General features: G+C 68.8%; 21 protein-coding genes. 4 read left to right on the top strand and 17 right to left on the bottom strand.

All coding sequences use genetic code 11. The features are described from left to right. Window positions 1-36: 36 nt before the first annotated feature. Window positions 37-1,236, bottom strand: coding sequence for an amidohydrolase family protein (locus HWX22_RS04165; RefSeq protein WP_175915091.1), 1,200 nt, complete (start codon window positions 1,234-1,236; stop codon window positions 37-39). A 430-nt stretch (window positions 1,237-1,666) separates the two neighbouring features. Here HWX22_RS04165 and HWX22_RS04160 point away from each other — a divergent pair, with 430 nt between their 5' ends. From HWX22_RS04160 to HWX22_RS04150, 3 genes are all read left to right on the top strand, one after another. Beyond that, the gene (locus HWX22_RS04160; RefSeq protein WP_175915090.1) at window positions 1,667-2,272 is read left to right on the top strand and encodes a glycine zipper 2TM domain-containing protein; all 606 of its coding nucleotides are present in this window, start codon (window positions 1,667-1,669) and stop codon (window positions 2,270-2,272) included. Window positions 2,273-2,748: 476 nt separating this feature from the next. After that, entirely contained in the window at window positions 2,749-3,255 is a 507-nt protein-coding gene (locus HWX22_RS04155; protein ID WP_175915089.1) for a GNAT family N-acetyltransferase, read from the top strand. 347 nt (window positions 3,256-3,602) lie between these two features. Beyond that, window positions 3,603-4,961: an aspartate aminotransferase family protein gene (locus HWX22_RS04150; protein ID WP_175915088.1), complete on the top strand. Its 1,359-nt coding sequence runs from the start codon at window positions 3,603-3,605 to the stop codon at window positions 4,959-4,961. Between the two features lie 57 nt (window positions 4,962-5,018). Here HWX22_RS04150 and HWX22_RS04145 read toward each other — a convergent pair whose 3' ends face one another. The 5 genes from HWX22_RS04145 to HWX22_RS04125 all read right to left on the bottom strand — a co-directional run bounded on the left by HWX22_RS04145 (window position 5,019) and on the right by HWX22_RS04125 (window position 11,073). Further along, window positions 5,019-6,236, bottom strand: coding sequence for a serine hydrolase (locus tag HWX22_RS04145; RefSeq protein WP_244135187.1), 1,218 nt, complete (start codon window positions 6,234-6,236; stop codon window positions 5,019-5,021). Between the two features lie 71 nt (window positions 6,237-6,307). Beyond that, window positions 6,308-7,504, bottom strand: coding sequence for a serine hydrolase (locus tag HWX22_RS04140; RefSeq protein ID WP_175915086.1), 1,197 nt, complete (start codon window positions 7,502-7,504; stop codon window positions 6,308-6,310). A gap of 64 nt (window positions 7,505-7,568) precedes the next feature. Continuing rightward, entirely contained in the window at window positions 7,569-8,984 is a 1,416-nt protein-coding gene (gene hydA / locus HWX22_RS04135) for a dihydropyrimidinase (protein WP_175910805.1), read from the bottom strand. A gap of 10 nt (window positions 8,985-8,994) precedes the next feature. Further along, window positions 8,995-9,723 (bottom strand): aspartate/glutamate racemase family protein, encoded by a 729-nt coding sequence (locus HWX22_RS04130; RefSeq protein ID WP_175915085.1) that lies wholly within the window; start codon window positions 9,721-9,723, stop codon window positions 8,995-8,997. A 51-nt stretch (window positions 9,724-9,774) separates the two neighbouring features. Next, window positions 9,775-11,073, bottom strand: coding sequence for an MFS transporter (locus HWX22_RS04125; RefSeq protein WP_059818478.1), 1,299 nt, complete (start codon window positions 11,071-11,073; stop codon window positions 9,775-9,777). A 172-nt stretch (window positions 11,074-11,245) separates the two neighbouring features. Between HWX22_RS04125 and HWX22_RS04120 the strand changes: the two genes are divergently transcribed. Further along, window positions 11,246-11,959 carry a GntR family transcriptional regulator gene (locus tag HWX22_RS04120; RefSeq protein ID WP_175915084.1) on the top strand — a complete coding sequence of 238 codons (714 nt, stop codon included), beginning with the start codon at window positions 11,246-11,248 and terminating at the stop codon, window positions 11,957-11,959. A 92-nt stretch (window positions 11,960-12,051) separates the two neighbouring features. Here HWX22_RS04120 and HWX22_RS04115 read toward each other — a convergent pair whose 3' ends face one another. The 11 genes from HWX22_RS04115 to araG all read right to left on the bottom strand — a co-directional run bounded on the left by HWX22_RS04115 (window position 12,052) and on the right by araG (window position 25,872). Next, window positions 12,052-12,669, bottom strand: a complete 618-nt coding sequence (locus HWX22_RS04115) for a 3'-5' exonuclease (RefSeq protein ID WP_175915083.1) — start codon at window positions 12,667-12,669, stop codon at window positions 12,052-12,054. A 204-nt stretch (window positions 12,670-12,873) separates the two neighbouring features. Continuing rightward, window positions 12,874-14,598 (bottom strand): tannase/feruloyl esterase family alpha/beta hydrolase, encoded by a 1,725-nt coding sequence (locus tag HWX22_RS04110; RefSeq protein ID WP_175915082.1) that lies wholly within the window; start codon window positions 14,596-14,598, stop codon window positions 12,874-12,876. A gap of 28 nt (window positions 14,599-14,626) precedes the next feature. Further along, window positions 14,627-15,775, bottom strand: coding sequence for a porin (locus HWX22_RS04105; RefSeq protein WP_175910797.1), 1,149 nt, complete (start codon window positions 15,773-15,775; stop codon window positions 14,627-14,629). Window positions 15,776-15,840: 65 nt separating this feature from the next. Then, complete coding sequence (gene mhpT, locus HWX22_RS04100) at window positions 15,841-17,046, bottom strand: 3-(3-hydroxy-phenyl)propionate transporter MhpT (RefSeq protein ID WP_059528943.1); 1,206 nt, start codon at window positions 17,044-17,046, stop codon at window positions 15,841-15,843. A gap of 152 nt (window positions 17,047-17,198) precedes the next feature. Beyond that, entirely contained in the window at window positions 17,199-19,106 is a 1,908-nt protein-coding gene (locus HWX22_RS04095) for a feruloyl-CoA synthase (protein WP_175910795.1), read from the bottom strand. Next, a complete protein-coding gene (locus HWX22_RS04090) occupies window positions 19,103-20,551 on the bottom strand; it encodes an aldehyde dehydrogenase (protein ID WP_175910793.1) in 1,449 nt (482 codons plus the stop codon). Before HWX22_RS04090 ends, HWX22_RS04095 begins: the two co-directional genes overlap by 4 nt. A 47-nt stretch (window positions 20,552-20,598) precedes the next feature. Next, window positions 20,599-21,429, bottom strand: coding sequence for a p-hydroxycinnamoyl CoA hydratase/lyase (locus HWX22_RS04085; RefSeq protein WP_059448873.1), 831 nt, complete (start codon window positions 21,427-21,429; stop codon window positions 20,599-20,601). Between the two features lie 230 nt (window positions 21,430-21,659). After that, the gene (locus HWX22_RS04080) at window positions 21,660-22,163 is read right to left on the bottom strand and encodes a MarR family winged helix-turn-helix transcriptional regulator (RefSeq protein WP_175910791.1); all 504 of its coding nucleotides are present in this window, start codon (window positions 22,161-22,163) and stop codon (window positions 21,660-21,662) included. Between the two features lie 171 nt (window positions 22,164-22,334). Then, on the bottom strand, window positions 22,335-23,234 hold the full coding sequence (locus HWX22_RS04075) for an SMP-30/gluconolactonase/LRE family protein (protein WP_175915081.1): 900 nt from the start codon (window positions 23,232-23,234) through the stop codon (window positions 22,335-22,337). Window positions 23,235-23,285: 51 nt separating this feature from the next. Then, window positions 23,286-24,305 (bottom strand): L-arabinose ABC transporter permease AraH, encoded by a 1,020-nt coding sequence (gene araH / locus HWX22_RS04070; RefSeq protein ID WP_044847378.1) that lies wholly within the window; start codon window positions 24,303-24,305, stop codon window positions 23,286-23,288. Between the two features lie 25 nt (window positions 24,306-24,330). Further along, the gene (araG, locus tag HWX22_RS04065; RefSeq protein WP_175910834.1) at window positions 24,331-25,872 is read right to left on the bottom strand and encodes an L-arabinose ABC transporter ATP-binding protein AraG; all 1,542 of its coding nucleotides are present in this window, start codon (window positions 25,870-25,872) and stop codon (window positions 24,331-24,333) included. Window positions 25,873-25,877 lie beyond the last annotated feature (5 nt).

The following is a 25,877-nucleotide window of genomic DNA, read 5'->3' as shown; positions in this document are numbered from 1 at the left end:
TGCACGCACCGCGACGGCGGTCAGGTCGCTATCGCGTTATCGCGTGAAACGCTGTGCCGGCGCGAACGGCGCGCCGGTATCGCTTTCGCCGCGGCGGAACACCCAGCGTTCGGCCGGCACGCCGGCGACGGCGGCCGCCGCATTCGGCGCGCGCACCGCGACGAAGCTCGCGTCGCAGCCGACCGCGATGCCGTAGTCGGCCTTGCCGATCGCGCGCGCGCCGACATGCGTCGCCATGTCGAGCGCGATGCCGAGCGCTTCGTCGGTGTAGAAGCCCGAGCGGTAGCCGACCATCATCGCGCGCTGCAGCATGTCGCCGTTCCCGTACGGCCACCACGCATCGCGAATGTTGTCGTTGCCGGCGAACACGTGCACGCCCGCATCGCGCAGTTGCCGCACCGGCGGGAATGCGCAATCGCCAGGCGCGTTGGTCAGGATCGACACGCCGGCGCTGGCGAGTGCCGCGGCCGCACGCTCGACGTCGCCGTGATCGACCTGGCCGAGCGCATACGCGTGGCTCACGTTCACGCGGCCGCCGAGGCCCGCCGCGCGCGTGCGCGCCGCGATCCGCAACAATTGCGCGATGCCGATCTCGCCCGGTTCGTGCAGATGGATGTCGATCTTCGCGCCACGCTTCTCGGCGATGCCGAACACGATGTCGAGCTGGCCGTCCGCGTCGCCGTCGAGCGTCGTCGGGTCGATCCCGCCGACCACGTCCGCGCCTTCGCGCACGGCCGCATCGAGGATCGCGGCGGTGCCCGGGCACGTCACCACGCCGGCCTGCGGGAACGCGACCAGTTCGATATCGACGATCCCGCGCCATTGTTCGCGCGCGGCCATCACGGCCTGCAGGTTCGACAGGCCCGTCGTCGCGTCGACGTCGACGTGGCTGCGCATCGCGATCGTGCCGAACGCGGCGGCCTGCGCGATCAGCGCATTCGCGCGTTCGACGATCGGCGGCGCGGCCGCGAGCTGGCGCTTCTCGACCGCGAGCCGCTCGCGCAGCGAGCCGACTGGTTCGTGCGGCACCCAGCGATCGCCGACGAAGCTCTTGTCGAGATGGATGTGGCCGTCGACGAAGCCGGGCAGCACGACGCGCCCGCCGAGGTCGATCGTTTCCGCGCCGGGCGCGGCCGTGCAATCGGCCCCGATCGCGACGAAGCGGCCGTCATGGACGGCGAGGTTGACGGGCTGGCCGCCGACATCGACGGCGTTGGTGAAGAAGCGATCGGTCATGACTCGGAATGTGTGGGGCGGTCGCTGCGCGACGCCGGCGCGGACGGGGGAAAGATCCGCGGCCGGCACGGCACGGCCATTGGCAGGGAATGCGGTCACGATATCGGACGGGGCGGCCAGTGGCCAATTAAATGTCGCGATGCCGTGCATTCGATTTCGCGATGTGCGGACGGGCCGTCCCGTCGGGCCTGGCGCGGCGATGGGGTGCGATCATCGGGGCGGCGCCCGCATTGCCGATAAACGTGCATCGGCGCGGGCGCGGTCGGGCGAATCGCGCCGCCGCGCCCGGCCGCGATTTGCGCGGCAACAGACTTTACACGTTGTTACCCGGCCGCACCGGACGCGCAATCGCCCTTTCCTTATACTCACGCCGAGTTCGCCACCCGTCCTGGAATTCGTCGGCGAACACGTTGCCGATGCAGGAAACATCATGATGCGCATGCCTTCCACGAAGACCGTTCTGTTCGCCTCGCTCGTCGCCGTGGCGGCGCTTCCGCTGACCGCCTGTGTCGCGCCGGGCTACTATGGCGCGCAGCCGGGCTATCCGCAGCAGCAATACACGACGCCCGGTTACGCGCAGCCCGCGTATTCGCAACCCGGCTACGTGCAGCAGCCGGCGTATCCGAGCCAGGCGCCGCAGTACGACCAATACGGCAACCCGCAGTACGGCGGCCAGTACGGCAACGGCTACGGCACGCAATACGGCACCGTCGCGAACATCCAGCCGGTCAGCGGCTCGATCGGCGCGTCGGGCGTCGCCGGCACCGTCGTCGGTGCGCTGGTCGGCGGCCTGGTGGGCAACCAGTTCGGCCGCGGCCACGGCCGCGATGCAGCCACCGTGATCGGCGCGCTCGGCGGCGCGGTCGCCGGCAACCAGATCGGTCAGCAGATGGGCGCGGCCCAACCGCCGAGCAGCTATCGGATCGACGTACAGGTCAGCGACGGCTCGACGCGCTCGTTCGACGTGCAGTCGCCGGGCAACCTGCGTCCGGGCGATCGCGTCCAGATCAACGGCAATCAGCTGTCGCGGTATTGACGTGGGTCGCATGCGCCTGAGCTGATCGGGCGCATCGCGGACACCTCACGTCGCGTCGCGTCGGAATTTCGCGCGCCCGACACCGTGCGCCGCTTCGGCGCAACGCATGGGCGCGCTTCTCTTCATCCCGCTCCCTCCATCCGCGCGGCATGCTTGTCGCGTACGGCATGGCATCGTCACCCGCGGTCGGGCTCGCATCGAACGCAGCGCGGTATGTCCGCATCCGGTTCGTTTCCGCTTGCATCCGTTCGACGCCGAGTGCGCGATTGCCCGCAGGCATCGCGAACGCTCATCGATTCTCCACGCGTCACCTCCATCGCCCTTCGCCCATCGGTGCCGTGTTGCTTCACGCATGCCGATGCGGCACGTCGAACGCACGAGCAAGCGCATGCGTTTCCGCTTAGCATTGCCGATGCCCTGCCGCGCGTCGCGCCGCAGATTCCGATATCCCGGCACACCAACGACAATCCCGACCGATGATCACGATCCGCCTGCTCGACGCCGCCGACGCGGCGCAATTCCAGTCCGTCCGCCTCCGCGCGGTCGACACGTCGCCGACCTCCTTCCTGCCGACGCGCGACGAAGAAGCAGGCGTCCCGATCGATGAATTCGCGACGCGAATCACCCCAACCCTCGAGCGCGCCGTGTTCGGCGCGTTCGACGACGCAACGCTCGTCGGCATCACGGGCGTGCGCCGCGATGCGCGCGCGAAAGTCGCGCACAAGGCGACGATCTGGGGCGTGTTCGTCGACCGCGCGTATCGCGAGCGCGGCATCGCGCAATCGCTGCTCGACAGCGCGACCGCGCACGCAGCGCAAGCGTGGCAGTGCACGCAACTGGTCCTGTGCGTGAACGAGATCAACGGCACCGCGGAACGGCTGTACGCGTCGCAGGGGTTCGTCCGGTTCGGCACGGAACCGCGGTCGCTGTTCGTCGACGGCCGCTTCTACGACGAACACCACATGGTCAAGACGCTGGCATGACGCGTCGCGTTCGCGCGCACCGGCAGGCCGCACGCGAACGCCCCTCCTCGCCGTTACGTCACCGCTTGTCGGTGATCGTCGTGTTGGCGCCTGCCCGGCGATCGTCACGTTCGTCAGCGTCATCGCGCTCACGTTGAACGCATGGATCGGCCCCGGCGCGCCGATCGCCTGTGTGCGCCCACTCACTTCTCAGCGACAGAGAATAAGACATACGTTGTCGTATCTTTATGCGCAAAAACTCCATATCTGATGGATACGCGGTCAGGCCCGAATCGACCGCGCGCATGGAATATGACAAGCTCGCGGAAGCATCACCCGTCCATGCAACCCCGTCACAGGAGCCTCAATTGCAGACCCGCCACGGAGTCGACCTCCTCCGCGCCCGCGCACTGTTCGATCGCGAGCGCCGTGCATTCACCGAAGCCATGCCGATCTCCCGCGCGTTGTCCGCGGAAGCGTCCGAGCATTTGCTGTTCGGCGTGCCGTTGCACTGGATGCAGGACTGGTCGACGCCGTTCTCGCTGGTCGTGAAGGAAGCGCGCGGCGCAACCTTCACCGACGTCGACGGTCATCGCTACGCGGACTTCTGTCTCGGCGACACCGGCGCGATGTTCGGCCATGCGCCCGAACCGGTCGCGCGCGCACTTGCCGAGCAGGCGACGCGCGGCTACACGACGATGCTGCCGAGCGAGGACGCGGCGTGGGTCTCGCGCGAACTCGCGCGCCGCTTCAAGCTGCCGGTCTGGCAATTCGCGCTGAGCGCGAGCGACGCGAACCGCTTCGTGCTGCGCTGGGCGCGCGCGGCCACCGGCCGCAATAGGATCGTCGTGTTCAACGGCTGCTATCACGGCACGGTCGACGACGTGTTCGTCGATCTCGTCGACGGCCGCCCGGTGCAGCGCGACAGCCTGCTCGGGCAGTCCTACGACCTGCTCGCGAACACGCGCGTGGTCGAGTTCAACGATCTCGACGCGCTCGAAGCGGCGCTGAAGGACGGCGACGTCGCGTGCGTGCTCGCCGAACCGGCGATGACGAACATCGGGATGGTCCTGCCCGATCCGGGCTTCTGGGAGGCCGCACGCGAACTGACGCGCCGCTACGGCACGCTGCTCGTGATCGACGAAACGCACACGATCAGCAGCGGCCCCGGCGGCTACGCGGCCGCGCACGGTCTCGAACCGGACGCGCTGGTGGCCGGCAAGCCGATCGCGGGCGGCGTCCCGTGCGCGGTCTACGGGTTCAGCGCCGAATTCGCGGCGCGCGCGAAAGAGGCGAAGCTGAACGCGCCGCCCGGCCATTCCGGGATCGGCACGACGCTCACCGCGAACATGCTGGCCATGCATGCAATGCGCGCGACGCTCGCCGAAGTCGCGACCGATGCCGCGTATGCGCACATGTTCGAACTGGCCGCGCGGCTCGCGACCGGGCTCGAACGGGCGATCGCGAAACACGGGCTGCCGTGGTGCGTGACGCGCATCGGCGCGCGCACCGAGTTCCAGTTCACGCCCGTGCCGCCGCGCAACGGCACGATCGCGGGCGAACAGCTCGACAGCGAGCTCGAGCACATCGTGCATCTGTACCTGCTGAACCGCGGCGTGCTGATCACGCCGTTCCACAACATGATGCTCGTGTGCCCGCAGACGACGGCCGACGACGTCGATACGCTCGTCGCGCAGTTCGACGCGTGCCTGGGCGAACTGGCGTGACGTGATGCAGCGTGCGTTCGGCTCGCCCGCGACGGCGAGCCGAACGCACGCCCGGCGCTACTTCGGCAGATCCGTCGGATCGACCTGCGTGCCGGGCACACCTGCGGTGCGCGCACTCGCTTCAAGCTCGTCGCGCAGCGCCGCACGCGTATCGCCGCCGCCGGAATCCTGCCCCGACGCACCGCTGCCATCGAGTGCCGGCAGGATGTAGCCATTCACCATCCGGCGGAACAGCTTCACGTTCTCCGCGTCGCGCAGGCCGCCATCCACCGGCAGCACGCCGGTCATCACGATCACCGTGTTGCGCTTCGGGAGCACCGTGATGAATTGCCCCTTGAAGCCCATCGCGTCGAATTCGGGCTCGCTCGCGACGATGTTGTTGATCCACCAGTAGTAGCCGAAATGCGGCGACACGCGCGGCGACGTCATCTGCGCGATCCACGCCTGCGGCACGACCTGACGCCCCTGCCAGCGCCCGCCGTCGAGCACGAGCATGCCGATCTTCGCCATGTCGACTGCGCGCAGCCGCAGCCCCCAGCCGGCCGATACGAGCCCCGTGCGGTCCGCGCGCGCCCATGCGGCGCGCTTCATGTCGAGCGGGCCGAACAGATGCGCCTGCGCATAGCGCTCGACGGGTTCGCCGGCCGCCGCGCTCAGCATCGCCGACGCGAGGATCGGATTCACGTCGGTGTACTCGAACGCGGTGCCGGGCGCGACCTTCGGCGCCGCCGACGCGGCGAGCTTCAGCCGGTCCGGCGCGGTGTAGTAGATCGGATCGTCCTTCGGGCTGAAGTCGTAATGCAGGCCGCTCGACATCGACAGCACGTGCTTCAGCTCGATGCCGCGCTTGTCCGCGAGCGCGTCGCCGAGATCGGGACGCCATGCGGTGAGCCGCGCGGCCACCGGTTCGTCGAGATGCACGGCACCGCGATCGACCAGGATGCCCGCGACGAGCGACGTCACGGCCTTCGTCACCGAATACAGTTCGTAGGTCGAATCGCGCGACGCGTTCGCCCCGTAGCGCTCGAAGATCAACTTGCCGTCTTTCACGACGAGCAGGCTGTACACGTCGAGCTTCTGCTCGCGAATCCAGCGCGACAGCTCGACGAGCTTGCGCGAATCCACGCCGACGTCTTCGGGCGCGGCCGCCGCGATGCCGGTTTCATGCAGCGGCGGCAGCGCATCGTCCGCATGCGCCACGGACAGCACCGGCGCCGACGCCAGCGCGCCGCCGCCGATCAGCAGCGCCGCCACCCGCGCGAGCAGCCGTCGCATGAAAGGCGCCGCGGGACGCCGCCCATCGCGACGCCACGTAGACGAAGGGGCAATTACATGCGCAATCCTCATCAAATCTCCGGCGCATCGTTGAACGCGGCGGCGGTGCCGGGCACACCCTTCGTCCGACGGCTGCGCGCGAGTTCGTCGCGCAGCGCCTGCGTGGTTTCCGCGCGCTCGACCGGCGGCTGCGCGGGCGTGAGCGCCGGCAGGATGTAATCGCCGACCATCCGTCGATACAGGTTCAGATAGGTCGCGTCGCGCAAGCCGCCATCGGTCGGCAGCAGGCTCGTCATCACGACGACCGCGCGCTGCGCGGGCAGCACCGTGATGAACTGCCCCTTGAAGCCCATCGCGCCGAATTCCGGCGTGCCGTGTTCGACGACGTGGCTGATCCAGCAGTAATAGCCGTAGTCGGTCGCAGCCGGCGACGGCGTGGTCATCTGCCGGACCCAGCCGGCCGGCACGATCTGCTTGCCGTTCCAGCGGCCGTTGTCGAGCAGCAGCATGCCGATCTTCGCCATGTCGACGGCACGCAGCCGCAGGCCCCAGCCGCCCGCCACCGCGCCGGTGCCGTCGGCGCCGCTCCAGCGGTAATGCGCGAAGCCGAGCGGCTCGAACAGCCGCTCGCGCGCGAAGTCGTCCTCGCGCTCCCGCGCGGCGATCGATACGGCCGTGCCGACCAGCACCGGGTTCACGTCGATGTAGTCGAAATGCGTGCCGGGCGCCTGCGCGGCCCGGCTCGTCACCGCGACGCGCAGCCGGTCGGGCGCGTCGTAGTACAGCGGATCGGTGCCTTCGCGCGTCGTGTAGCGCAAGCCGCTCGACATCGACATCAGATGCCGCAACTCGATGTCCTGCTTGTCCGCGAGTTCGCTCGCGAGATCGGGCCGCGCGGCCGCGATCAGCGGCGCGACCTTCGTCGACGGGCCGAGCTTGCCCTCGCCGTCGAGGATGCCGGCGAGCAGCGCGGTGATCGTCTTCGTCACCGAATACAGCTCGTAGTTGTTGTCGCGCGTCAGGCCGTCGCCGTAGCGCTCGAACACGATCTTGCCGTCCTTCACGACGACGAGGCTGCGCACGTCCATCCGGTCGCGGCGCAGCCATTCGGACATCCGCACGAGCGGCGCCGAATCGACGCCGGCCGCTTCGGGCACGACGCTCGGCAGGTCCTGAGGCGCGCCGCCCGCGGCCAGCGCCGGGCCGCCGCACGACCCGGCGACGATCGCAGCGGCCGCGATGCTGCGCATTGCGAGGGAAACGCTCATCCTTGCTCCTGTTGAAACGCGCGCCCGCCACGTCGTGCGGGCTGTCGCGTCGAATCCCGGGAAATCAGTCGAGACACGGCTTGCCGGCCGGCAGGAATTGCCCGCGCCCCGGCTCCGCCGCGAGCAGCCGGCCGTCCTCGACGAGCAGCTCGCCGCGCGACAGGCAATGACGCGGCCAGCCCGTCACCTCGATCCCCTCGTAAGGCGTGTAGTCGACCGCATGATGCAGCGACGCATTCGCGATCCGCACGCGCTTGTCCGGATCCCACACGACGATATCCGCATCGGCGCCGACCGCGATCGTCCCCTTGCGCGGATACAGCCCGTACAGCTTCGCGGGCCGCAGCGACGTCAGCTCGACGAACTGATGCAGCGACAACTGCCCCTTGCGCACGCCGTCGAACAGCAGCGGCAGGCGCGTCTCCAGGCCCGGGATTCCGTTCGGAATATGGTCGAACGACACGGCCTGCCCGCCCGGATGCTTGCCGCACGGATCGTCGTAGTTGAACGGCGCGTGATCGGACGAGAATACCGAGAATACGCCCTGCTTCAGCGCCTTCCACACGGCCTGCTGGTTGGCCGGATCGCGCGGCGGCGGGCTGCATACGCATTTCGCGCCTTCGTAGCCGTCGTGACCGTGATGACCGAGATCGGCTGCCGTCAGATACAAATACTGCGGGCAGGTTTCGGCCAGGATCGGCAACCCGCGCGATTGCCCCCAGCGGATCTGCTCGATCGCCTCGGCGCCCGACACGTGCACGATCAGGATCGGCACGTCGACGAGTTCCGCGAACGCGATCGCGCGATGCGTCGCCTCGCGCTCGACCACCGCCGGCCGCGCATGCGCATGGAAATGCGGCGCGACGTGGCCGTCGCCGAGCAGCCGCTCGGTCAGCCAGCCGATGCAGTCCGAGTTTTCCGCATGCACCATCACGAGCGCGCCGTGCTCGCGCGCGACCGACAGCACGTCGAGCATCTGCCGGTCGTTCAGCTTCAGGTCGTCGTAGGTCATGTACACCTTGAACGACGTGTAGCCGTTCGCGATCAGCCGCGGCAGCTCCTCGGCCAGCACGTGCGGCGTCGGATCGGCGACGATCAGGTGAAATCCGTAGTCGATCAGCGCGCGCCCTTCCGCGCGCCGGTGATAGTCGTCGACGGCCGCCTGCAGCGACTGCCCCTTCGCCTGCGCGGCGAACGGCACCACGGTGGTCGTGCCGCCGCACAGCGCGGAGCGCGTGCCGGACAGGAAGTCGTCGGCCATCTTCAGCCCGTCGGGCATCGGCTGGTCGAGATGGCAGTGCGCATCGACGCCGCCCGGCATCACCAGCATCCCGGTCGCATCGAGCTCGCGCGGCGCGCGCGGGAGCCCGTGGCCGAGCATGGCCACGCGCCCCGCGCGGATGCCGATGTCGCACGAGAACCGGTCCGCCGCCGTCACGACGTCCGCGTGACGGATCACGAAATCGAGATCGTTCGACATGGCGCGCGCCTCAGATCACGTCGCTGAAGAGACGCCCCCAGCCCTTCACCTGCCGCGTGTCGTAGTCGGCGAGCTGCAGCGACTTCCACACCACGGTCGAGATCGTGTCGTAGATCGGAATGCCCGTCTCTTCCTCGAGCGACGGCACCAGGTGCGCGGCGTTCAGGTTCGTGCAGAAGATCGAGATCGCGCGCGGGCCGGCCTTCGCGACTTCGCGCACCATCCCGCCGATCTGGTCGCCCGTCACTTCGGAGAACGAGAAATTGACCTTCAGGTTCAGGTGGCGCTCGGCGATGCAGTTCAACCCCGAGCGGCGGTAGTTGTCGACGATCTTCGTCTGCACGTCGTCCAGATACGGCGTGACGAGGCCGAACTCGTGCGCGCTGGTCTTCTTCAGGATCTCGTTGAGCGCGAGCACGGAGGTCGTGGCCGGAATGCCGGTCGCTGCGGTGATGCGCTGGCACAGCCGCTCGTCCGCCTCGAAGCCGAGCCAGCCGGACGACGTGCCGTTCCACGCGATCACGTCGACCTTCGCGTCGGCGAGCAGCATCGCGGCCTGGATGATCTTGTCGTCGTCGAACTGGCCGAGCGCCTGGCCCGTCAGCGAGATCTCGGTGACGGGAAAGCGCGCGAAGTGCGCGGACACGCCCGGCAGGCCGGCGACCATCGCGCTCGTCAGCGGTTCGAGCGAGGTGTTGGACGACGGGGTGAGCATGCCGAGCAGGGTACGTTTCTTCATGATGGGTTTCTCTCTACCAGTGAATGCAGTCGATGCAATGAAAGGGGTCGGTCAGACGGGGAGCTTGTTTTCGTAGTCGATCGCGCTGGAGCACGCGAGCAGGCCGACGCCGGCCGCCGCGAACACCATCAGCGCAAGGAAATAGGAACCGGTGAACTGCACGATCGCGCCGACGAGGATCGGCACGGTGATGCCGCCGATGTTGCCGCCGAGGTTCATGAGGCCGCCGAGGAAGCCGATCTTGTTGCGCGTGCCGAGCGACGACGGGATGCACCAGTACAGCCCGCACCAGCGCAGGAAGAACAGCGTCGACGACAGCAGCGCGACGACGACGAGCGGGTTCTTCACATAGGCGACCGAGAAGATCGACACGGTCGCGATCACGGCCGCGATGCCGAACAGCGTGCGCATCACGACGTTCGGACGGCCGCCCGCGGCCTTCCACTTGTCGGCGATCCAGCCGCCGAGCAGCTCGCCGACGAAGCCGCAGAAAAAGATGATGAAGGTCGAGCCGCCCATCTGCTTGATGTCGAAGCCGTGCACCTTGTGCAGATAGTTCGGCATCCACGTGAGCAGCCCGTAAAACACGCTGTTGAAGCACATCCAGCCGAAGAACATGCACCACACCGAGCGGTACTTGAAGAAGTCGCGCGAGCGGCCCGACGCATCGGCCGGCTCGGCCGCGAGATCGCTCGCGTGCGACGCCTCGATGTAGTCGGCTTCGAGATCGTTGACGCCCGGATGCTCGCGCGGCGTGTTGCGGATGTAGTACCACGCGAGGAAACCGGCCAGCACGGTGCCGACCCCGGCCACCGCGAACGCGAGACGCCACGAGCCGAGCAGCGCGATCAGCCCGGCGATCAGCACCGCGCCCAGGGCCGCGCCGAGCGGCGCGCCGCCGTCGAGCAGCGTGGCGCCGCGGCCGCGCTCGGTCTGCGTCATCCAGATCGCGTTGAGCTTGCCGCCGGCCGGATAGATCGGCGCTTCGGACGCGCCGAGGCCGAGGCGCGTGAGCAGCAGCGCCGGCGCGCTCGTGCACAGCGCGGCGATGGCCTGGAAGAAGCCCCAGAACACGGTCGCCGTCGCGATCACGATGCGCGGCTTGAACCGGTCGGCGAGCATCCCGCCCGGGATCTGCATCACCGCATAGGTCCAGAAGAACGAGCTGAGGATCAGACCCTCCATCGCCGGCCCGATGTTGAACTCCTGCGAGATGTAAGGCATGGCGACGGACAGCGACGCGCGATCGACGTAGTTGATCGCGATGAGGCTCAGCATGACGACGAATATCTTCCAGCGGACGGCGGATTTGCCGACCGTCAGGCCGGCGACACCGGAGGTTGAAGACATGGACGGACTCCAGGAGTGAACGAGGATGGTCAGGACGTCGCGCAACGTGGAACCGAGTATAGGATTAGAAATTTATAATTACCGTTAGCGTAAACACTTGGTTTCATTGAATTTGTTTGATCACTACGATGGTGCAGGGTAAGCCCCGATATCGTGATAAGCTTGCCCCATCATGAGCCAGACACCCCGCAATCCCCTGCTTCTGCGCACCCGCGGCATGGCCGCGGAGATCGCCGCGCGCCTGCGCGTGATGATCGACGAAGGCGAATTGCCGCCCGGCGCGCGGATCGACGAAAAGGAACTGAGCCTCGCGTTCGACGTGTCGAAGACGCCGCTGCGCGAAGCGCTGAAGGTGCTCGTCGCGGAAGGCGCCGTCACGCATCGCCAGTACATCGGCTATCGCGTCGCACCGATCGACGTCGACGATCTCGTGTCGACGTTCGAGCTGCTGCACGGGCTCGAGGCGATGGCGGGAGAGTTGCTGCGCAAGCGCATCGCCGCGGCGACGCTCGCCGCGTTGCAGGCGAAGCACCGGCGGATGGTCGAGTGCCACGAGGCCGGCAAGCGCGTCGAATATTTCCGGCTGAACCAGCAGATTCATCAGATGATCGTCGACGCGGCGGGCAACCCGGTGCTGTCGGGCATCTATGCGTCGCTGATGTCGAAGGTGCACCGCGCACGCGGCGCCGCGAACGCGGACACGCTGCGCTGGGCCGAATCGCTGCACGAGCACGAAGCCATCATGGCCGCGCTCGCCGATCCCGACCACACTCAGCTGCCGCAGGTGCTGCGCAGCCATTCGGAAAACACCGCGCGCGAAGTGCTGGCGATCCTCGATCGCACGAGCACGGCGGACGCGCCGGGCAAGCGGGCGGCCGAAGCGTAAAGCCGGCTGCGCGCAGGCCGCCCTGCTCCGGCGGCAGCCGCGTGAAGGTCGGGCTCGAGGTGCCGGTGGAGATCGGAGACTGACGACCGGCGTCAGCGCCGGTCGGCGGCCAATGAACCGAAAAACGTCGCGACCTTGGCCTTGCTCGTCGTCTGCAAGCGCGACATGAGCCCGTGATCGACTTGTCGCAGCCCGTAAGTCTCGCCGATGTCGCGCTGCATCCGGCACCACAGATGGCTCGCGATCTCCGCGTCGACCATCGCGCGGTGGGCGCGGCCTGCCTTCGGCAGCCGCAGCATGTCGGCGAGGCTCGACAGCCTGTGACTTTGCGCGTGCGGGTAGATGCGCCGCGCGACGAGCATCGTGCACGCGAACGCATGCTCGGCCGCCACGCCGAGCATGCCGAGCTCGGCCTGCCAGAACCGCTTGTCGAAGCCGGCGTTGTGCGCGACGACGGGGTGGCTTCCGACGAATGCGGCGGCTTCCTTCATGACCTTCGACACCGGCGGCGCCGACGCAATCATCTCGTTCGTGATGCCGGTGAGCGCGACGACGTCGGACGGAATGCGGCGCCCCGCGTTCATCAGGCTCTGGTAGCGGTCGACGATCTCGCCGTCGCGCAGCAGAATCACGGCGATCTCGGTCGCCCTGTCGCCCATGTTCGGGGAAAGCCCGGTTGTTTCGAAGTCGAGTACCGCTACGGTTTGCATGGTCGAATCGGAGGAAGGATACCTGGCGCGCCACGTCGATCGGGACGCGTCGCGCCGACGGAAAAGCGCCATAGTATCCCCGGATGCGGTGTCGGGCGGCAAACGCCGTCGTCGTTCAGGCCGACACGCTCGCCGCTTCCGCTGCAAAACAACGGCGAATGCACCGATGCCCCCGCGCATCGGTACATTCGCACGCCCGCTGCGTCAGCGACAACTGAAGCTCGCCGCCGAATTCACGTCGCCCGACCCGTTGTAGCGCGCGACCTGCGGATACGGACACAGCGGACGCGTGCGTCCCGCTCCCCACGACGTCGGCACGTCCGCATTCGGCACCGCGTTCGTCGTGTCGCGCGCCGTGGCGACGATCGCCCTGGGCGCCTGCCCCTGCTCGACCCATGCGACGAGCGGCGTCAGCATGTCGAACTGGTCGGCTGCCGGCCCGCCCGAGCAATGGTTCATGCCCGGCACCGGATAGAGGCGCGCGAAATCCGACGCGTCGCCGCCGTTCGCCTGCGCGAGCCGTCCGTACCAGTCGCTCGTGTCGTTGTACGAGAACACCGGGTCGCCGGTGCCGTGATAGACCAGCAGCTTCGCGCCGCGCGACTTCAGCGCGGACAGGTTGGTCTCGTCGGGCGGCGTCATGAACGACCAAGCGGATTGCGTGTAGACGCCGTTCGTCGCGAAGATCGCCGGCGCGTCGTTGTCCATGTCGAAGCCGAGCGCGAAACCCGCGAGGTTCGCGAGCGTCGCGGCGGTTTTCGGCGGCGTCGTGAACGTGAACGCCATCGCGGCCGGATCGAGCGTGACCGAATTCGACTGCTTCCACGCGGCCCAGCCGCCGGCCGCGATGCCCGGATCGTACGGAAAGCTCGCGTAAAGCGCCGTGCCCGCGCTGTTGCGCGCGCCCGCGAACACGTTCTCGAGCGCGCTCTTCTGCGCGGTCGTCAGGCAGGCGCCGGTGCGCGTGCCGTTCGCGCAGGTCGGGATGTCCGTCTCGACGCTGAAATGCGCCTGGCACGCGGCGACGTCCTGCACCATCCCGTCGGCCACGCCGTCGAGCGCATCGCACTTGTCGAGAATCGTCGCGCCGACCAACCGGCGCTCCGTGTCGGTGAAACCGCTACGGATGTCCGGCAGCCCGTTCGCGCCGGTCGCCGACGCGATCTTCGCGAACTGCTGCGCGCCGTACATCTCCCCGATCGCCGCCTTCGGCAGGTGGAAGCCCGGGTCGCCCGCGATGATCCCGTCGTAGTCGCCCGCGTTGCGCACGGCCGTGACCATCGCGTGACGGCCGCCGTTCGAGCAGCCGCCGAAATAGCTGCGGTCGGGCATCTTCCCGTATGCGAGCCGGATCACCTGCTTCGCCATCGGCGTGAGCGCGTCGACGGCGCCGTAGCCGTAGTCGAGCCGCGCCTGCGGGTCGAGGCCGAACAGCGGGTTCTGCGCGGCGCTGTGCCCGGAATCCGAGCTGATCACCGCGAAGCCCATGTTCAGCGCGTCGGTCAGCGGCCCGCCGCCGCCGATCTCGCCGGTCGCGGTCATGACGTTGCCGTCGAGCCCGCCGTTCGCCTGGTAGAAGAAGCGGCCGTTCCACGCTTTCGGCAAACGCATCTCGAAGCCGATCGCATAGGTCTGGCCGTCTACCGCGCTCACGCGCTCGTTCATCTTCCCGTCGATCACGCAGTGTTCGGCGATCGGCTTGCCGGCCACCTTCAGCGCGCCGGCGGCCGCGGTCGTCACCGACGTGAACGACGTGTTCGCATACGACAGCTTCGCGGCGAGCGCGTCGCAGGCCTGCGTCATCGCGGCCGGCGTCGCGGCGCTCAGGTGCGTCGGCGTGGCGCTGACCGAATCGTCGCCGCCGCACCCGGCGAGCATGACCGCCGCCGACAGCGGCGCAATGCAAAGGAATGCAGATTTTCCGTTCAAGATATCTCCCCTTCGTCAGGCTGCCGGATCAGAACATGTGCCGCACGCCGACCATCGCGCCGAGCTGCCCCATCCCCGCGCCGGGCGTCGTGCCGGGGCCGCCGCCGCTGACCGCGTAGCGTGCATGCGCGCTGTTCCACAGATACGACGATTGCGCGTAGACGGCCGTGCGCTTGGTCAGCAGATAGGTCGCGCGCAGCGTGGCCATCGTCGCGCGCGTGTCGTGCGCGCTGTTGACGATCCGGTAACCCTCGCCGTCGACGACGAAGTCAGGCTTGATCGCATACGACGCACCGAGGAAGAACAGGTCCGAATGCGCGCCGGGTGCGGCCGGCGAACCGGTCGACACGCGCCGCCCGATCCAGCCCGCGCCGATTCGCGCGCCGGCCGCCTGCGCATACGCGCTCACGTGCGTGCGCGCGTCCTTGCCGCCGCTGCTGGTGAAGGCGACCGGCGCGACGCCGTCGAAGAAGTTCGCGGCCGCGCCGGTGCCGCCGCGCTGCTCCTCGTACGACGCCGCCGCACCGAAATACGCGCTGTCGTACTTGAGCATCACCGACCAGTTGCGGCACTGGACGGCATCGCCCGGCACCTGCCCCGCGCACGTGCCCTGCCCCGGCGAATTGCCGGTGCCCGCGCCGTCGCGGCCGAACGAATACGCGGCACCGAGCGTCACGCCGCGATACGTGCCGACGTAGGTCACCGCGTTGTCGGCGCGGCCGTTCGGCACGTATGCGTCGAACGAGCCGAGCCCGTAGATGTCGGGGCCGATGATGTCCGCGCCCTGCAGCGCGAGATAGGTCATCGTGTACTGGCGGCCGAACGCGAGCGTGCCGAAGCCGCTCTTCAGCCCGACGAACGCCTGCCGCCCGAACAGCCGGCCGCCCTGCCCGAGATCGCCGCCGCGCACGTTGAAGCCGCTTTCGAGCGTGAACACCGCCTGATAGCCGCCGCCGAGATCCTCGGTGCCGCGCAGGCCCCAGCGCGACGGCAGCTCGCCCGTCACGCCCGGCATGCGCACGACGTGGTCGCCCGCCGCGTTCGCGTGCGACACGAACTCGACGCCCGTATCGATGATCCCGTACAGCGTCACGCTCGACTGCGCGTGCGCGCCGGTCGCGGCCAGTGCGCAGCACGCGCCGGCGGCCAGCAGGCCGTTCCTTGTCTTCGTCTTCATTTCGTTGCGTCTCCAGACCGTGTTGAATTGCGCGCTCTGACGGCGCGCATTGAAAAAACGAAACCTCAGTCGCCGGCTTGCGGGCGGCGAATCAGCACGAATGCAGCGAAGGCCGCGACGAGCGTGACGGGGATGCTCGCGCCGATCACGACGGGCGCGCTGCGGCCGGCGGCCAGCAGCGTCGCGGCCGCGAGCGGTCCGACGACGGAGCCGAGCCGGCCGACCGCCACCGCCGCGCCGACGCCGGTGCCGCGCATCGCGGTCGGGTAGTAGATCGCCGCGAGCGCATACAGCACCGACTGCCCGCCGACCACGAACATCCCCGCCGCGAACGCGGCCGCCGAGAGCGACGCGAAGCCGGGCGCGGCCGCGAGCGCGGCGAGCGACAGCACGATCCCGACATACATGCCGCCGACCACGCGCGACGCGCGCATCCGGTCGAGCGCCGCGCCGATGCCGAGCGCGCCGAGCCCCGCGCCGACGTTGAACGCGATCTGCACGAGGCCGACGTGCGCGCGATCGAGCCCGCGCGAGGCCATCAGCGACGGCAGCCAGTTCAGCAGGAAGTAGAGGACGATCAGCGTGCAGAAATAGCTGACCCACAGCGCGACCGTCGACGTCGTGCGGCCGTCGCCGAACAGCGTGCGCGCGACGCTGGTGCGCGCGGCCGGCGTGCCGGCGACGTCGAGATACGCGCGCGATTCCGGCAGGAACAACGCCAGCAGCGGCACGAGCAGCAGCGGCCCCACGCCGCCGACGTAGAAGATGTGCCGCCATTCGGTGTCGCCGGCGAGCAGCACGCCGATCAGCGACGCGATCACGCCGCCGAACGGGATGCCGCAATACATCGTCGCCACCGCGCTGCTGCGCGAGCGCGGCTCGACCGCTTCGGACGACAGCGCGATCAGGTTCGGCATCGCGCCGCCGAGGCCGATGCCGGTCAGCACGCGCACGACGACGAGCATCGCGAAGGTCGACACCTGCGCGGTGGCGATCGACAGCAATCCGAACAGCATGGCCGACGCGATCAGCACGCGCTTGCGTCCGATCCGGTCGGCGAGGCGCCCGCCGAGCATCGCCCCCGGCAGCAGCCCGAAGGTGCCCGCGCTGAACGCGATGCCCATCTGCGACACCGAGAGCCCGAATTCGCGCGCCATGCGCGGTGCGGCGACGCCGACCGACTGCAGGTCGAGCCCTTCGAGGAGTGCGATCGCGAAACACAGCGCGAGCGTGGTCGCGACCGTGGGTTTTTCGGCAACGTAAGTGTTCATCGTGTCTCCAGTCCCATGTCTTGTAGTCGGTCGGCCTGCATCGGCCGACCTTATCAGGCAGCCTGATTCACTGGCCGCAAGAATGCCTGCCGGTATCGTGGCCGGCAGGTCGTTGTCGCTGCTTGCTTCGGTTTGCTTCGGTTGGCTTCCGCCTACGCGTAAATCACGTCGGGATCGCGCCGCACCGGGTCGTACAGCGCGTCGATCGTCGCCGCGCGATGCTTCTGCACGGCCGCCTGGTTCAGCGAACCCTTGTCGGTCACTTCGCCGAGATCGAGCGACGGCGGCGTGTCGATCAGCCGGATGCGCGCGACGAACGTCGAACCGCCGCTTGCATGCCGGTTCAGCACGGCAAGCCACGACGCGAACGCCGCGCGCACGGCCGGCGCGCGCAGCACGTCGGAAACCGGTGCATCGGCTGCGAGCCCGGCCAGCGCGCGGCATGCGTCGATGCGCGGAAACACCAGCAGCCCGATGTCGTCGCGATTGATCCCGGTGACGACCACGTCCTGCACGTACGGCGCGCCGCTCGACACCGCGTTCGCCCGCAACGGCCCAACGCTGACGAAGGTGCCGCTGCTCAGCTTGAAATCCTCGGTCAGCCGGCCGTCGAACAGCAGCCCAAGTTCCGGCCGCTCAGGATCGGCGAAGACCCCCGCGTCGCCGCTGCGGTAATAACCCTCGTCGTCGAATACGTCGCGCGGATCGACGTCGGCATGCCAGTAGCCGCGCATCACGTTCGGCCCCTTGAAGCGCAGTTCGAGCTTGCCGCCGCACGGCACGAGCTTCGCGTCGCAGCCGGGTGCGGGCAGGCCGATGTAGCCGGCGCGCATCAGCGGCCCGGTCGTGAACAGGCACGACGGCGACGCCTCCGTCATCCCGAGGCCGGCCATGATCCGGATGCGCTCGCCGCAATGCGCGTCGGTCACGCGGTCGAGCCGGTCCCACGCGGCCTGCGACAGCCCCGCGCCGCCGAAGAAATACAGCTTCACGCGCGAGAAGAACGTGTCGCGCAGCACGGCATCGCGTTCGAGCGCGGCGGTCAGCTCTTCCCAGCCCTTCGGCACGTTGAAGTAGATCGTCGGCGCGATCTCGCGCAGGTTGCGCACGGTTTCGTCGAAGCGGCCCGGCACCGGGCGCCCGTCGTCGATGTACAGCGTGCCGCCGTTGTACAGCGCGATGCCGAGGTTGTGACTGCCGCCGAACGTGTGATTCCACGGCAGCCAGTCGACCAGCACCGGCGGTTCGCGCGTCAGCTCGGGCATCGTCTGGCGCAGCATCTGCTGGTTGCTGCACAGCATCCGGTGCGTGGTCGGCACGGCCTTCGGCTGCTTCGTCGACCCTGACGTAAACAGGATCTTCGCGAGATGATCGGGGCCGATCGCTTCATGGATCGCGTCGATCGTGCGCGGAACGGTCGCGAGCAGGCGCGACAGCGGCACGACGCGGCCCGCCGCGGCGCCATCGGCATCCACGTCGTTCGCGACGATCAGCGCCGCATCGGCCGGCAGCGTCGCGTCGAGCGCACGCGCGAACGGCGCGCGTTCGGCGACGAACACCGCGCCCGGCCGCAGCACGCCGAGGGTGTGACGCAGCTTGCCGTAATCGGTCGACACCAGCGAATACGCGGGCGAGATCGGCGCATACGGCACGCCGGCCAGCATCGCCGCGAACATCAGCTGCAGATGCTCGAGATCGTTGCCGGACAGCACCGCGAGCGGTCGCTCGACCGACAGCCCGAGATCGACGAGGCCCTGGCCGAGCGCGCGGGCGCGTTCGAGCATCTGTGCATAAGTGATCTCGATCCAGCGGCCGTCGGCGCCGCGCCGCGCGGCGAGCACGCGGTCGGGATGCGCGTGCGCGCCGCGCACGAGGCAGTCGGTCAGGCGCATCGGGTAGTCGCCGAGCGGTTCGCGCGAGCGCAGGTACCACGTGCCGTTTTCCGCGCGACGAATCTCGGCCGCGCCGACCGCGACGGCCGCCGCGCGATAGCGCACGCCACCGGTGTCGTTCGCCGGCCCGCTTACGGGCGTCGCAACATTCATCGTCGGCTCGCTCATATCGGGTAGTGACGCGGTGTGGTCTGCACGGTGATCCAGCGCAGCTCGGTGAATTCGGCGATCGACGCGCGGCTGCCGAAGCGGCCGTAGCCGCTCGCTTTCGTGCCGCCGAACGGCATCTGCGCCTCGTCGTGCACGGTCGGCCCGTTGATGTGGCAGATCCCCGATTCGATCCGGCGCGCGACCGTCATCGCGCGTGCGATATCGCGGCTGAACACGCTCGCCGACAGCCCGAACTCGCTGTCGTTCGCGAGCGCGACCGCTTCGTCGTCGCTGTCCGCGCGCAGGATCGCGACGACCGGCGCGAACGATTCCTCGCGATACAGCCGCATATCGCGCGTGACGCCGTCGACGATCGCCGGCTGCATCGTCGCGCCTTCCACACGGCAGCCGAGTGGCAGTTGCGCGCCAAGCGCACGCGCATCCTCGACCAAAGACGCCGCGCGCGCGGCGGCCGACGCATCGACCATCGTGCCGAGCGCATGGCCCGCCAGCGGATCGCCCGCGACCAGCGTGCGCGCCTTCGCGGCGAGCCGCTCGACGAGCGCATCGGCGATCGGCCGCGCGGCGATCACGCGCTCGGTCGACATGCAGATCTGCCCCTGGTTGAAGAACGCGCCGAACGCGATCGCGTCGACGGCCGCATCGAGATCGGCATCGTCGAGCACGAGCACCGGCGCCTTGCCGCCGAGTTCGAGCAGCACGGGTTTCAGGTGCGCGGCCGCATGGCGCGCGATGATGCGCCCGACGTGCGTGGACCCGGTGAAGTTGATCCGCTTCACGTGCGGATGCGCGATCAGCCGCTCGACGAGTTCGGGCGCATCGGCCGCCGCGTGCGTGATCACGTTCACGACGCCCGCGCCGAGCCCGGCATCCTCCAGCACCGCGCCGATCAGCGCGTGCACGCCCGGGCACGCCTCGGACGCCTTCAGCACGACCGTGTTGCCGCATGCGAGCGGCATCGCCAGCGCGCGCGTGCCGAGGATCACCGGCGCGTTCCACGGCGCGATGCCGAGCACGACGCCGCACGGCACGCGCATCGCCAGCGCGAGATTGCCGGGCACGTCGGACGGGATCACGTCGCCGTCGATCTGCGTCGTCATCGACGCGGCCTCGCGCAGCATGTTCGCCGCGAGCGTCACGTTGAAGCCGAGCCAGCCGGGCGTCGCGCCGGTTTCGGCGACGCCGGTCGCGATGAACGCGTCGATGCGCGCATCCATCAGGTCCGCGGCCTTCAGCAGGCGGCGGCGCCGTTCGGTCGGCGCGAGCGCCGCCCATGCGGGGAACGCGCGATGCGCGGCTTCGATCGCCGCGTCGGCGTCGGCCGGGCCGGCCGCCGGCGCGCGCGACGCGAGCGCGCCCGTCGCGGGGTTGAATCGGTCGAAGGTTCGGCCGTCGCGGGCGGTGCACCACTCGCCGGCGATCAGCATCCGTCTGTCGGTCATGTCGTCTCCTGCCTTGCCTGTCTCTGTCGGTTGCGTCGGCGCTTGTATCAGCGCTTGTATGCCTGCAGGCCCGGCTTGATCGTCTTGTCGTCGAGGAACTGCTTCAGCCCCTGCTCGCGGCCGCGCTCCGGATCGCGCAGCTGCGCCTGGTCGAGCTTCGCATACAGGTAATCCTCGCACTGCTCCCACGTGAGTTCACGCGAACGCTTGAAGCCGTGCTTCGCCGCGCGCAGCACGACCGGGTTCTTGTCCATCAGCCGCGCGGCGAGCGCGATCGTCGCGTCGCGCAGGCCGGCCAGCGGCACGCTGCTGTTCACGAGGCCCATTTCGGCTGCCTCGACACCGGTGAACGTGTCGCCGGTCATGATGTAGTGCAGCGCGCGGCGATGCCCGACCGTGTCCGCCATCGCCTTGCTGACGAGGTTGCCCGGCGGGATGCCCCAGTTGATTTCGGACAGCCCGAATACCGCTTCGTCCGCCGCGATCGCGAGGTCGCACGCGACGAGCGGCGAGAAACCACCGCCGAAGCACCAGCCGTTCACCATCGCGATCGTCGGCTTGTTGTACATCCGCAGGCGGCGCCACTGCCATTCCGACGCGTCGCGCCGCACCTTTTCCTGCAGCGCGTCGGAGCCGCCGTCGATCTCGCGGAAATATTCCTTCAGATCCATGCCGGCCGTCCACGCCGCGCCCGCGCCGGTCAGCACCAGCACCTTCGCCTCGTCGTCGAATTCGACCGCGTCGAGGACCTCCAGCATCTCCCGGTTCAGCGTCGGGCTCATTGCGTTGCGCTTCTCGGGGCGGTTCAGCGTGACCCACGCGATGCCGGCCTCCACCTTCACTTCAACGGTCTGCCAGCGGTTGTCGTACTTGCTCATGTCTGTTCCTGTCGTTCGTTCCTGTGCGATTCGGTGCGCAGCATTCCTGCTGCGGACGGCTTCATTTAATATCAGGCTACCTGATATTGCAAGCGGCACGAGCGCCGGTGTAAACCCGGAGCGGGAAGCGGCGGCAGCGATGGAATCGGGGAACGGTCAGGCGACCGGCAAGCGGGAGGGAAAGCGAACGCGGGCCGCTCGGGCCCGCGTGATGGAGGCTCGGGAAAGGGTCAGCCGCGCAGGTTGCGCGCGAACAGTTCGAGCGTGCGCTGCACGTGCGTGGCGTCGTCGATGGAGACGTCGCCGAGCATCCGCGTCTCGAGCGGACGCAGCACGGCTTCGCATTCGCGCAGCATCGCCGCGCCTTCGTCGGTCAGCGTCAGCAGGATGATGCGGCCGTGCGACGGGTCGGCTTCGCGCGTGACGAAACCGCGGGCGGCCATCACGCTCATCACCTCGTTCGCCGATTGCGGCGTGATGAACGAGCGTTCCGCCAGTTGCGCGTTCGACGACGCACCGCGCGCCTCAAGCACCGACAGCGCCGTGTATTGCGCGAGCGTGATGCCGAGCGGTGCGAGCGCGTCGGTCATGTGGCGGCGCAGCAGCCGTTCGAGACTGCCGACCACGTAGGTCAGGCGCTGCGGCACGCGCGCCTTCGACTTGTCGCCCGTCGCGCGGGCGGCGTTCTTCGCGGCGTTTTTCGGATTCGCGGGCTTGGTCGGTGCAGAACTCATGGTGCGGGCGGGATGGAATTGCGGGCCATCTTACCAGCACGTCGGGGAGCGAACGGCGTGTTCCGGCAAGCCGGACCGCCTCCGTGCGCGTGTGCATGCGGGGCAGATCGCGCGCCGGATCGCCTGGCTCGCTGCGTCGGACGCATCCCATGAACGGGATCCGACGCGCGGTCAGCCGCGCGGCGCCCCCGCGAATCTTGCGGTCGGCAGCCCAGTGTAGCGCGTCCGGGCGACGAATACGCCGCCGGCGTGCGCATCGCTCGCCAGCGCGTCGTCGCTCAACCCGACGCGCGCGCTCGTCACGTACAGCCGGCCTTCGCCGTCGAGCGTCACGCAGCTCGGCTGCGCGGTCGGCACGGTCACGCGATCCGTCTCGGCGCCGTCCGGCCCGTAGCGCACCACGCGCCGGCCGCCCCACTGCGCGTTCCACAGCCCGCCGTCGCGATCCATCGTCGAGCCGTCCGGGTCGCCATCCGCATCGGTCAGTCGCGCGAACGGCCGCGCGTTGGCCACGTCGCCGCCCGCGCGGTAATCGCAGACGAGAATCTCGCGCACCATCGAATCGCAGAACGTCATCTTCGTGCCGTCCGGCGAGAACGCGATGCTGTTCGCGATCGCCGCCGCCGGCAACGCAAGCCGTTCGAGCGTGAGGTCCGGATTGAGTCGGTAGAAGCCGCCGACCGCACGCGGCGGGTCGCCGCCTTCGTCCTTCATCCCGAACACGAACGCGCCGAACGGATCGCAGCGGCCGTCGTTCAGCCGCGTCGGCAGATCGGGTTCGACGTCGACGATCCGCGTGAATTCGCCGCTGCGCAGATCGAGGAACGCGAGATGCGTCGCGAGCCCGACCAGCAGCACATTCGGTTCGTTCGTCAGCGCGAAGCATGCGAGCCGCTCCGGCATCGGCCACTGCGCGAGGTCCGAGCCGTCCGCGCGGCAGCGCCACAGCCGCGCGCCTTCGATGTCCGTCCAGTACAGCGCGTGTGTCGCGTCGCACCACGTCGCGCCTTCGCCGAGCGTGTTGCGGCTGTCTACGAGCAGCGCCGCCGCGCCCGGATGAATCTGTTGCATGCCGTCTCCCGATATCTGTCGCCTTCGCGGGCGGACGCGCGTTCGCCAGGGTCAGATCTTCATCGCGCGCCGCTGGTTGCGACGATACTGGTCGAACAGCACCGCGAGCAACAGAATTCCGCCGCGTATCAGATATTGGTAAAAGGTCGGCACGTTCAGCAGGCTCATCGCGTCCTGCACGGAACCCATGATCAGCACGCCGACCAGCACGCCGGAAATCGTCGCGACGCCGCCCGTCAGCGACACGCCGCCGAGCACACACGCGGAGATCACGCCGAGTTCGAGGCCGACGGACGTTTTCGGATCGCCGAGGCTCATCCGCGACGCGAGCATCACGCCGGCGAAGCCGGTCACGAGCCCCTGCAGCACGAACACCGCGATCTTGATGCGCATCACCGGCAGCCCCGCGAGCAGCGCGGCCTCGCCGTTGCCGCCGACGGCCAGCACGTTCTTGCCGAACACGGTCTTGCGCAAGAGGAAACCGAACACGACGAAGCCGACGATGTTGCTCCAGATCGGATACGAAATGCCGAGGAACGACCCGCCGCCGAGATCGAAGAAGCGCTCCTCGGAGATCATCACCGCGTCGCCGTTCGACGTGATGAACGCGAGCCCGCGCACGACTTCCATCATCGCGAGCGTGACGATCAGCGAATTGATCCGCCAGCGCGCGATCAGCACGCCGTTGACGAGCCCGACCGCGCCGCCCGCGAGCACGCCGGCCGCGATGCCGAGCACGACGCTGTGCGTCGCGGTGATCAGCGTCGACGCGACGACGCCCGAGAACGCGACGATCGACGCGACCGACAGGTCGACTTCGCCGAGCGCGAGCACGAACATCATGGTCACCGCAATCGATCCGATCAGCGTGACCGACAGCAGCAGGCCCTGGATGTTGCGCGGCGTGAGGAAGTCCGGCACGGTCAGCGACAGCGTCGCGAACAGCACGAGAAACACCATCACGATGCCGGAGCGGTTGATCAGTTGCCACACGCCGCCGCGCGCTCGCGCGGGCGCGGCCGCGGCATCCGGGGACGGGGAAGTACGTTGGGGTTGCATTGCCTGGCTCATATCAGTTGCTTTCCGGTTGACTGCGCTAGCGCGGCAGCGCGAGCTTGATCAGCGCATCGGGCGTCGCCTGCGCCTTCGCGACCTCGCCCGCGATCCGCCCTTCCTTCATCACGACGATGCGGTCCGACACGCCGATCACCTCGGCCAGGTCGCTCGACACGATGATCACCGTGCGGCCCGCTTCCGCGAGCTCGTAGAACAGGTTGTAGATTTCCGCGCGCGCGCCGACGTCGATGCCGCGCGTCGGCTCGTCCATCAGGAACACGTCGATGCGCTCGGCCAGCCAGCGCGCGAGCACGACCTTCTGCTGGTTGCCGCCCGACAGCGCGCCGATCGGCGTCTCGCCGTCGCGGGTCTTGATCGCGAGCCGCTCGATGTAGCGTTGCGCGAGTTCGCGTTCGCGCCGCGCGTCGAGCAGCACGCGCGCCGGGCTGAAATGGCGGCGCGCGCTGATGTTCAGGTTGTCGGCGACCGACGCGATCGCGACGATGCCTTCCTGCTTGCGGTCCTCCGGGCACAGCGCGATGCCGGCACGCACCGCGTCGCGCGGGCTCGCGAACGCGACGCGCTTGCCGCCCAGCTCGACGTGCCCGCCGCTCGGGCGCGCCGCGCCGTACAGCAGCTTCATCAGCTCCGAACGCCCCGCGCCGACGAGCCCGAAGAAGCCGACGATCTCGCCGCGCCGCGCCGCGAACGACACCGGCTCGGACAAGCCGGGCCCGGTCAGCCCCTTCGCCTCGATCAGCACGTCGCCGGCCGTGCGCGGCCGGTAGCCGTACACGTCCTCGATCGAGCGGCCGACCATGCAGCCGATCAGCCGGTCCCGGTCGAGATCGGCGACGGATTCGAACGTCTCGATCCGGCGGCCGTCGCGGAATACCGTCACGCGGTCGCACAGCGCGTCGACTTCCTCCATCCGGTGCGTGACGTAGATGATCGCGCGGCCTTCCGCCCGCAGCGATCGGATGATGCGGAACAGCTGCGTGGTCTCGCGTGCGGACAGCGAGCTGGTCGGTTCGTCGAATGCGATCACGCGTGCGTCGCGCATCAGCGCCTTGCCGATCTCGATCATCTGGCGCTGACCGATCGACAGATACTTCACCGGAATGTCCGGATCGATATGCTCGCCGAGCCGCTCCAGCGCATCGAGCGCGCGCACCGCAAGCGCACGTTCGTCGACCACGCCGAGCCGGCTCGGCAACTGGCCGAGCATCAGGTTCTCCGCGACCGTCAGCTCGGGCACCAGATGCAGCTCCTGGTAGATGATCGCGATGCCGGCCTCGAGCGCGGCGCGCGTCGACGCGAAGCGCTGCACGGTGCCGTTCAGCGTCAGCGTGCCGGCCTGCGGCTGGTTCACGCCGGACAGCACCTTCAGCAACGTCGACTTGCCCGCGCCGTTCTCGCCCATCAGTCCGTGCACTTCGCCCGCGCGCACCGACAGCGACACGCCGTCGAGTGCGCGCACGCCCGGGAACGTCACGGTGATGCCGTCGAGCGCGAGCAGCGCATCGCCGGACGTGGCCGCGTCGTCGTTGTCGGACACGGCCGTCATCGTCTGCATCGTCATCGCGT

It is taken from the genome of Burkholderia sp. BCC1638, assembly GCF_902833195.1.
GTDB classification, from domain to species: domain Bacteria; phylum Pseudomonadota; class Gammaproteobacteria; order Burkholderiales; family Burkholderiaceae; genus Burkholderia; species Burkholderia diffusa.
The sequence above is the reverse complement of the archived record's forward strand: the minus strand, read 5'-3'. Positions and strand labels throughout refer to the sequence as shown.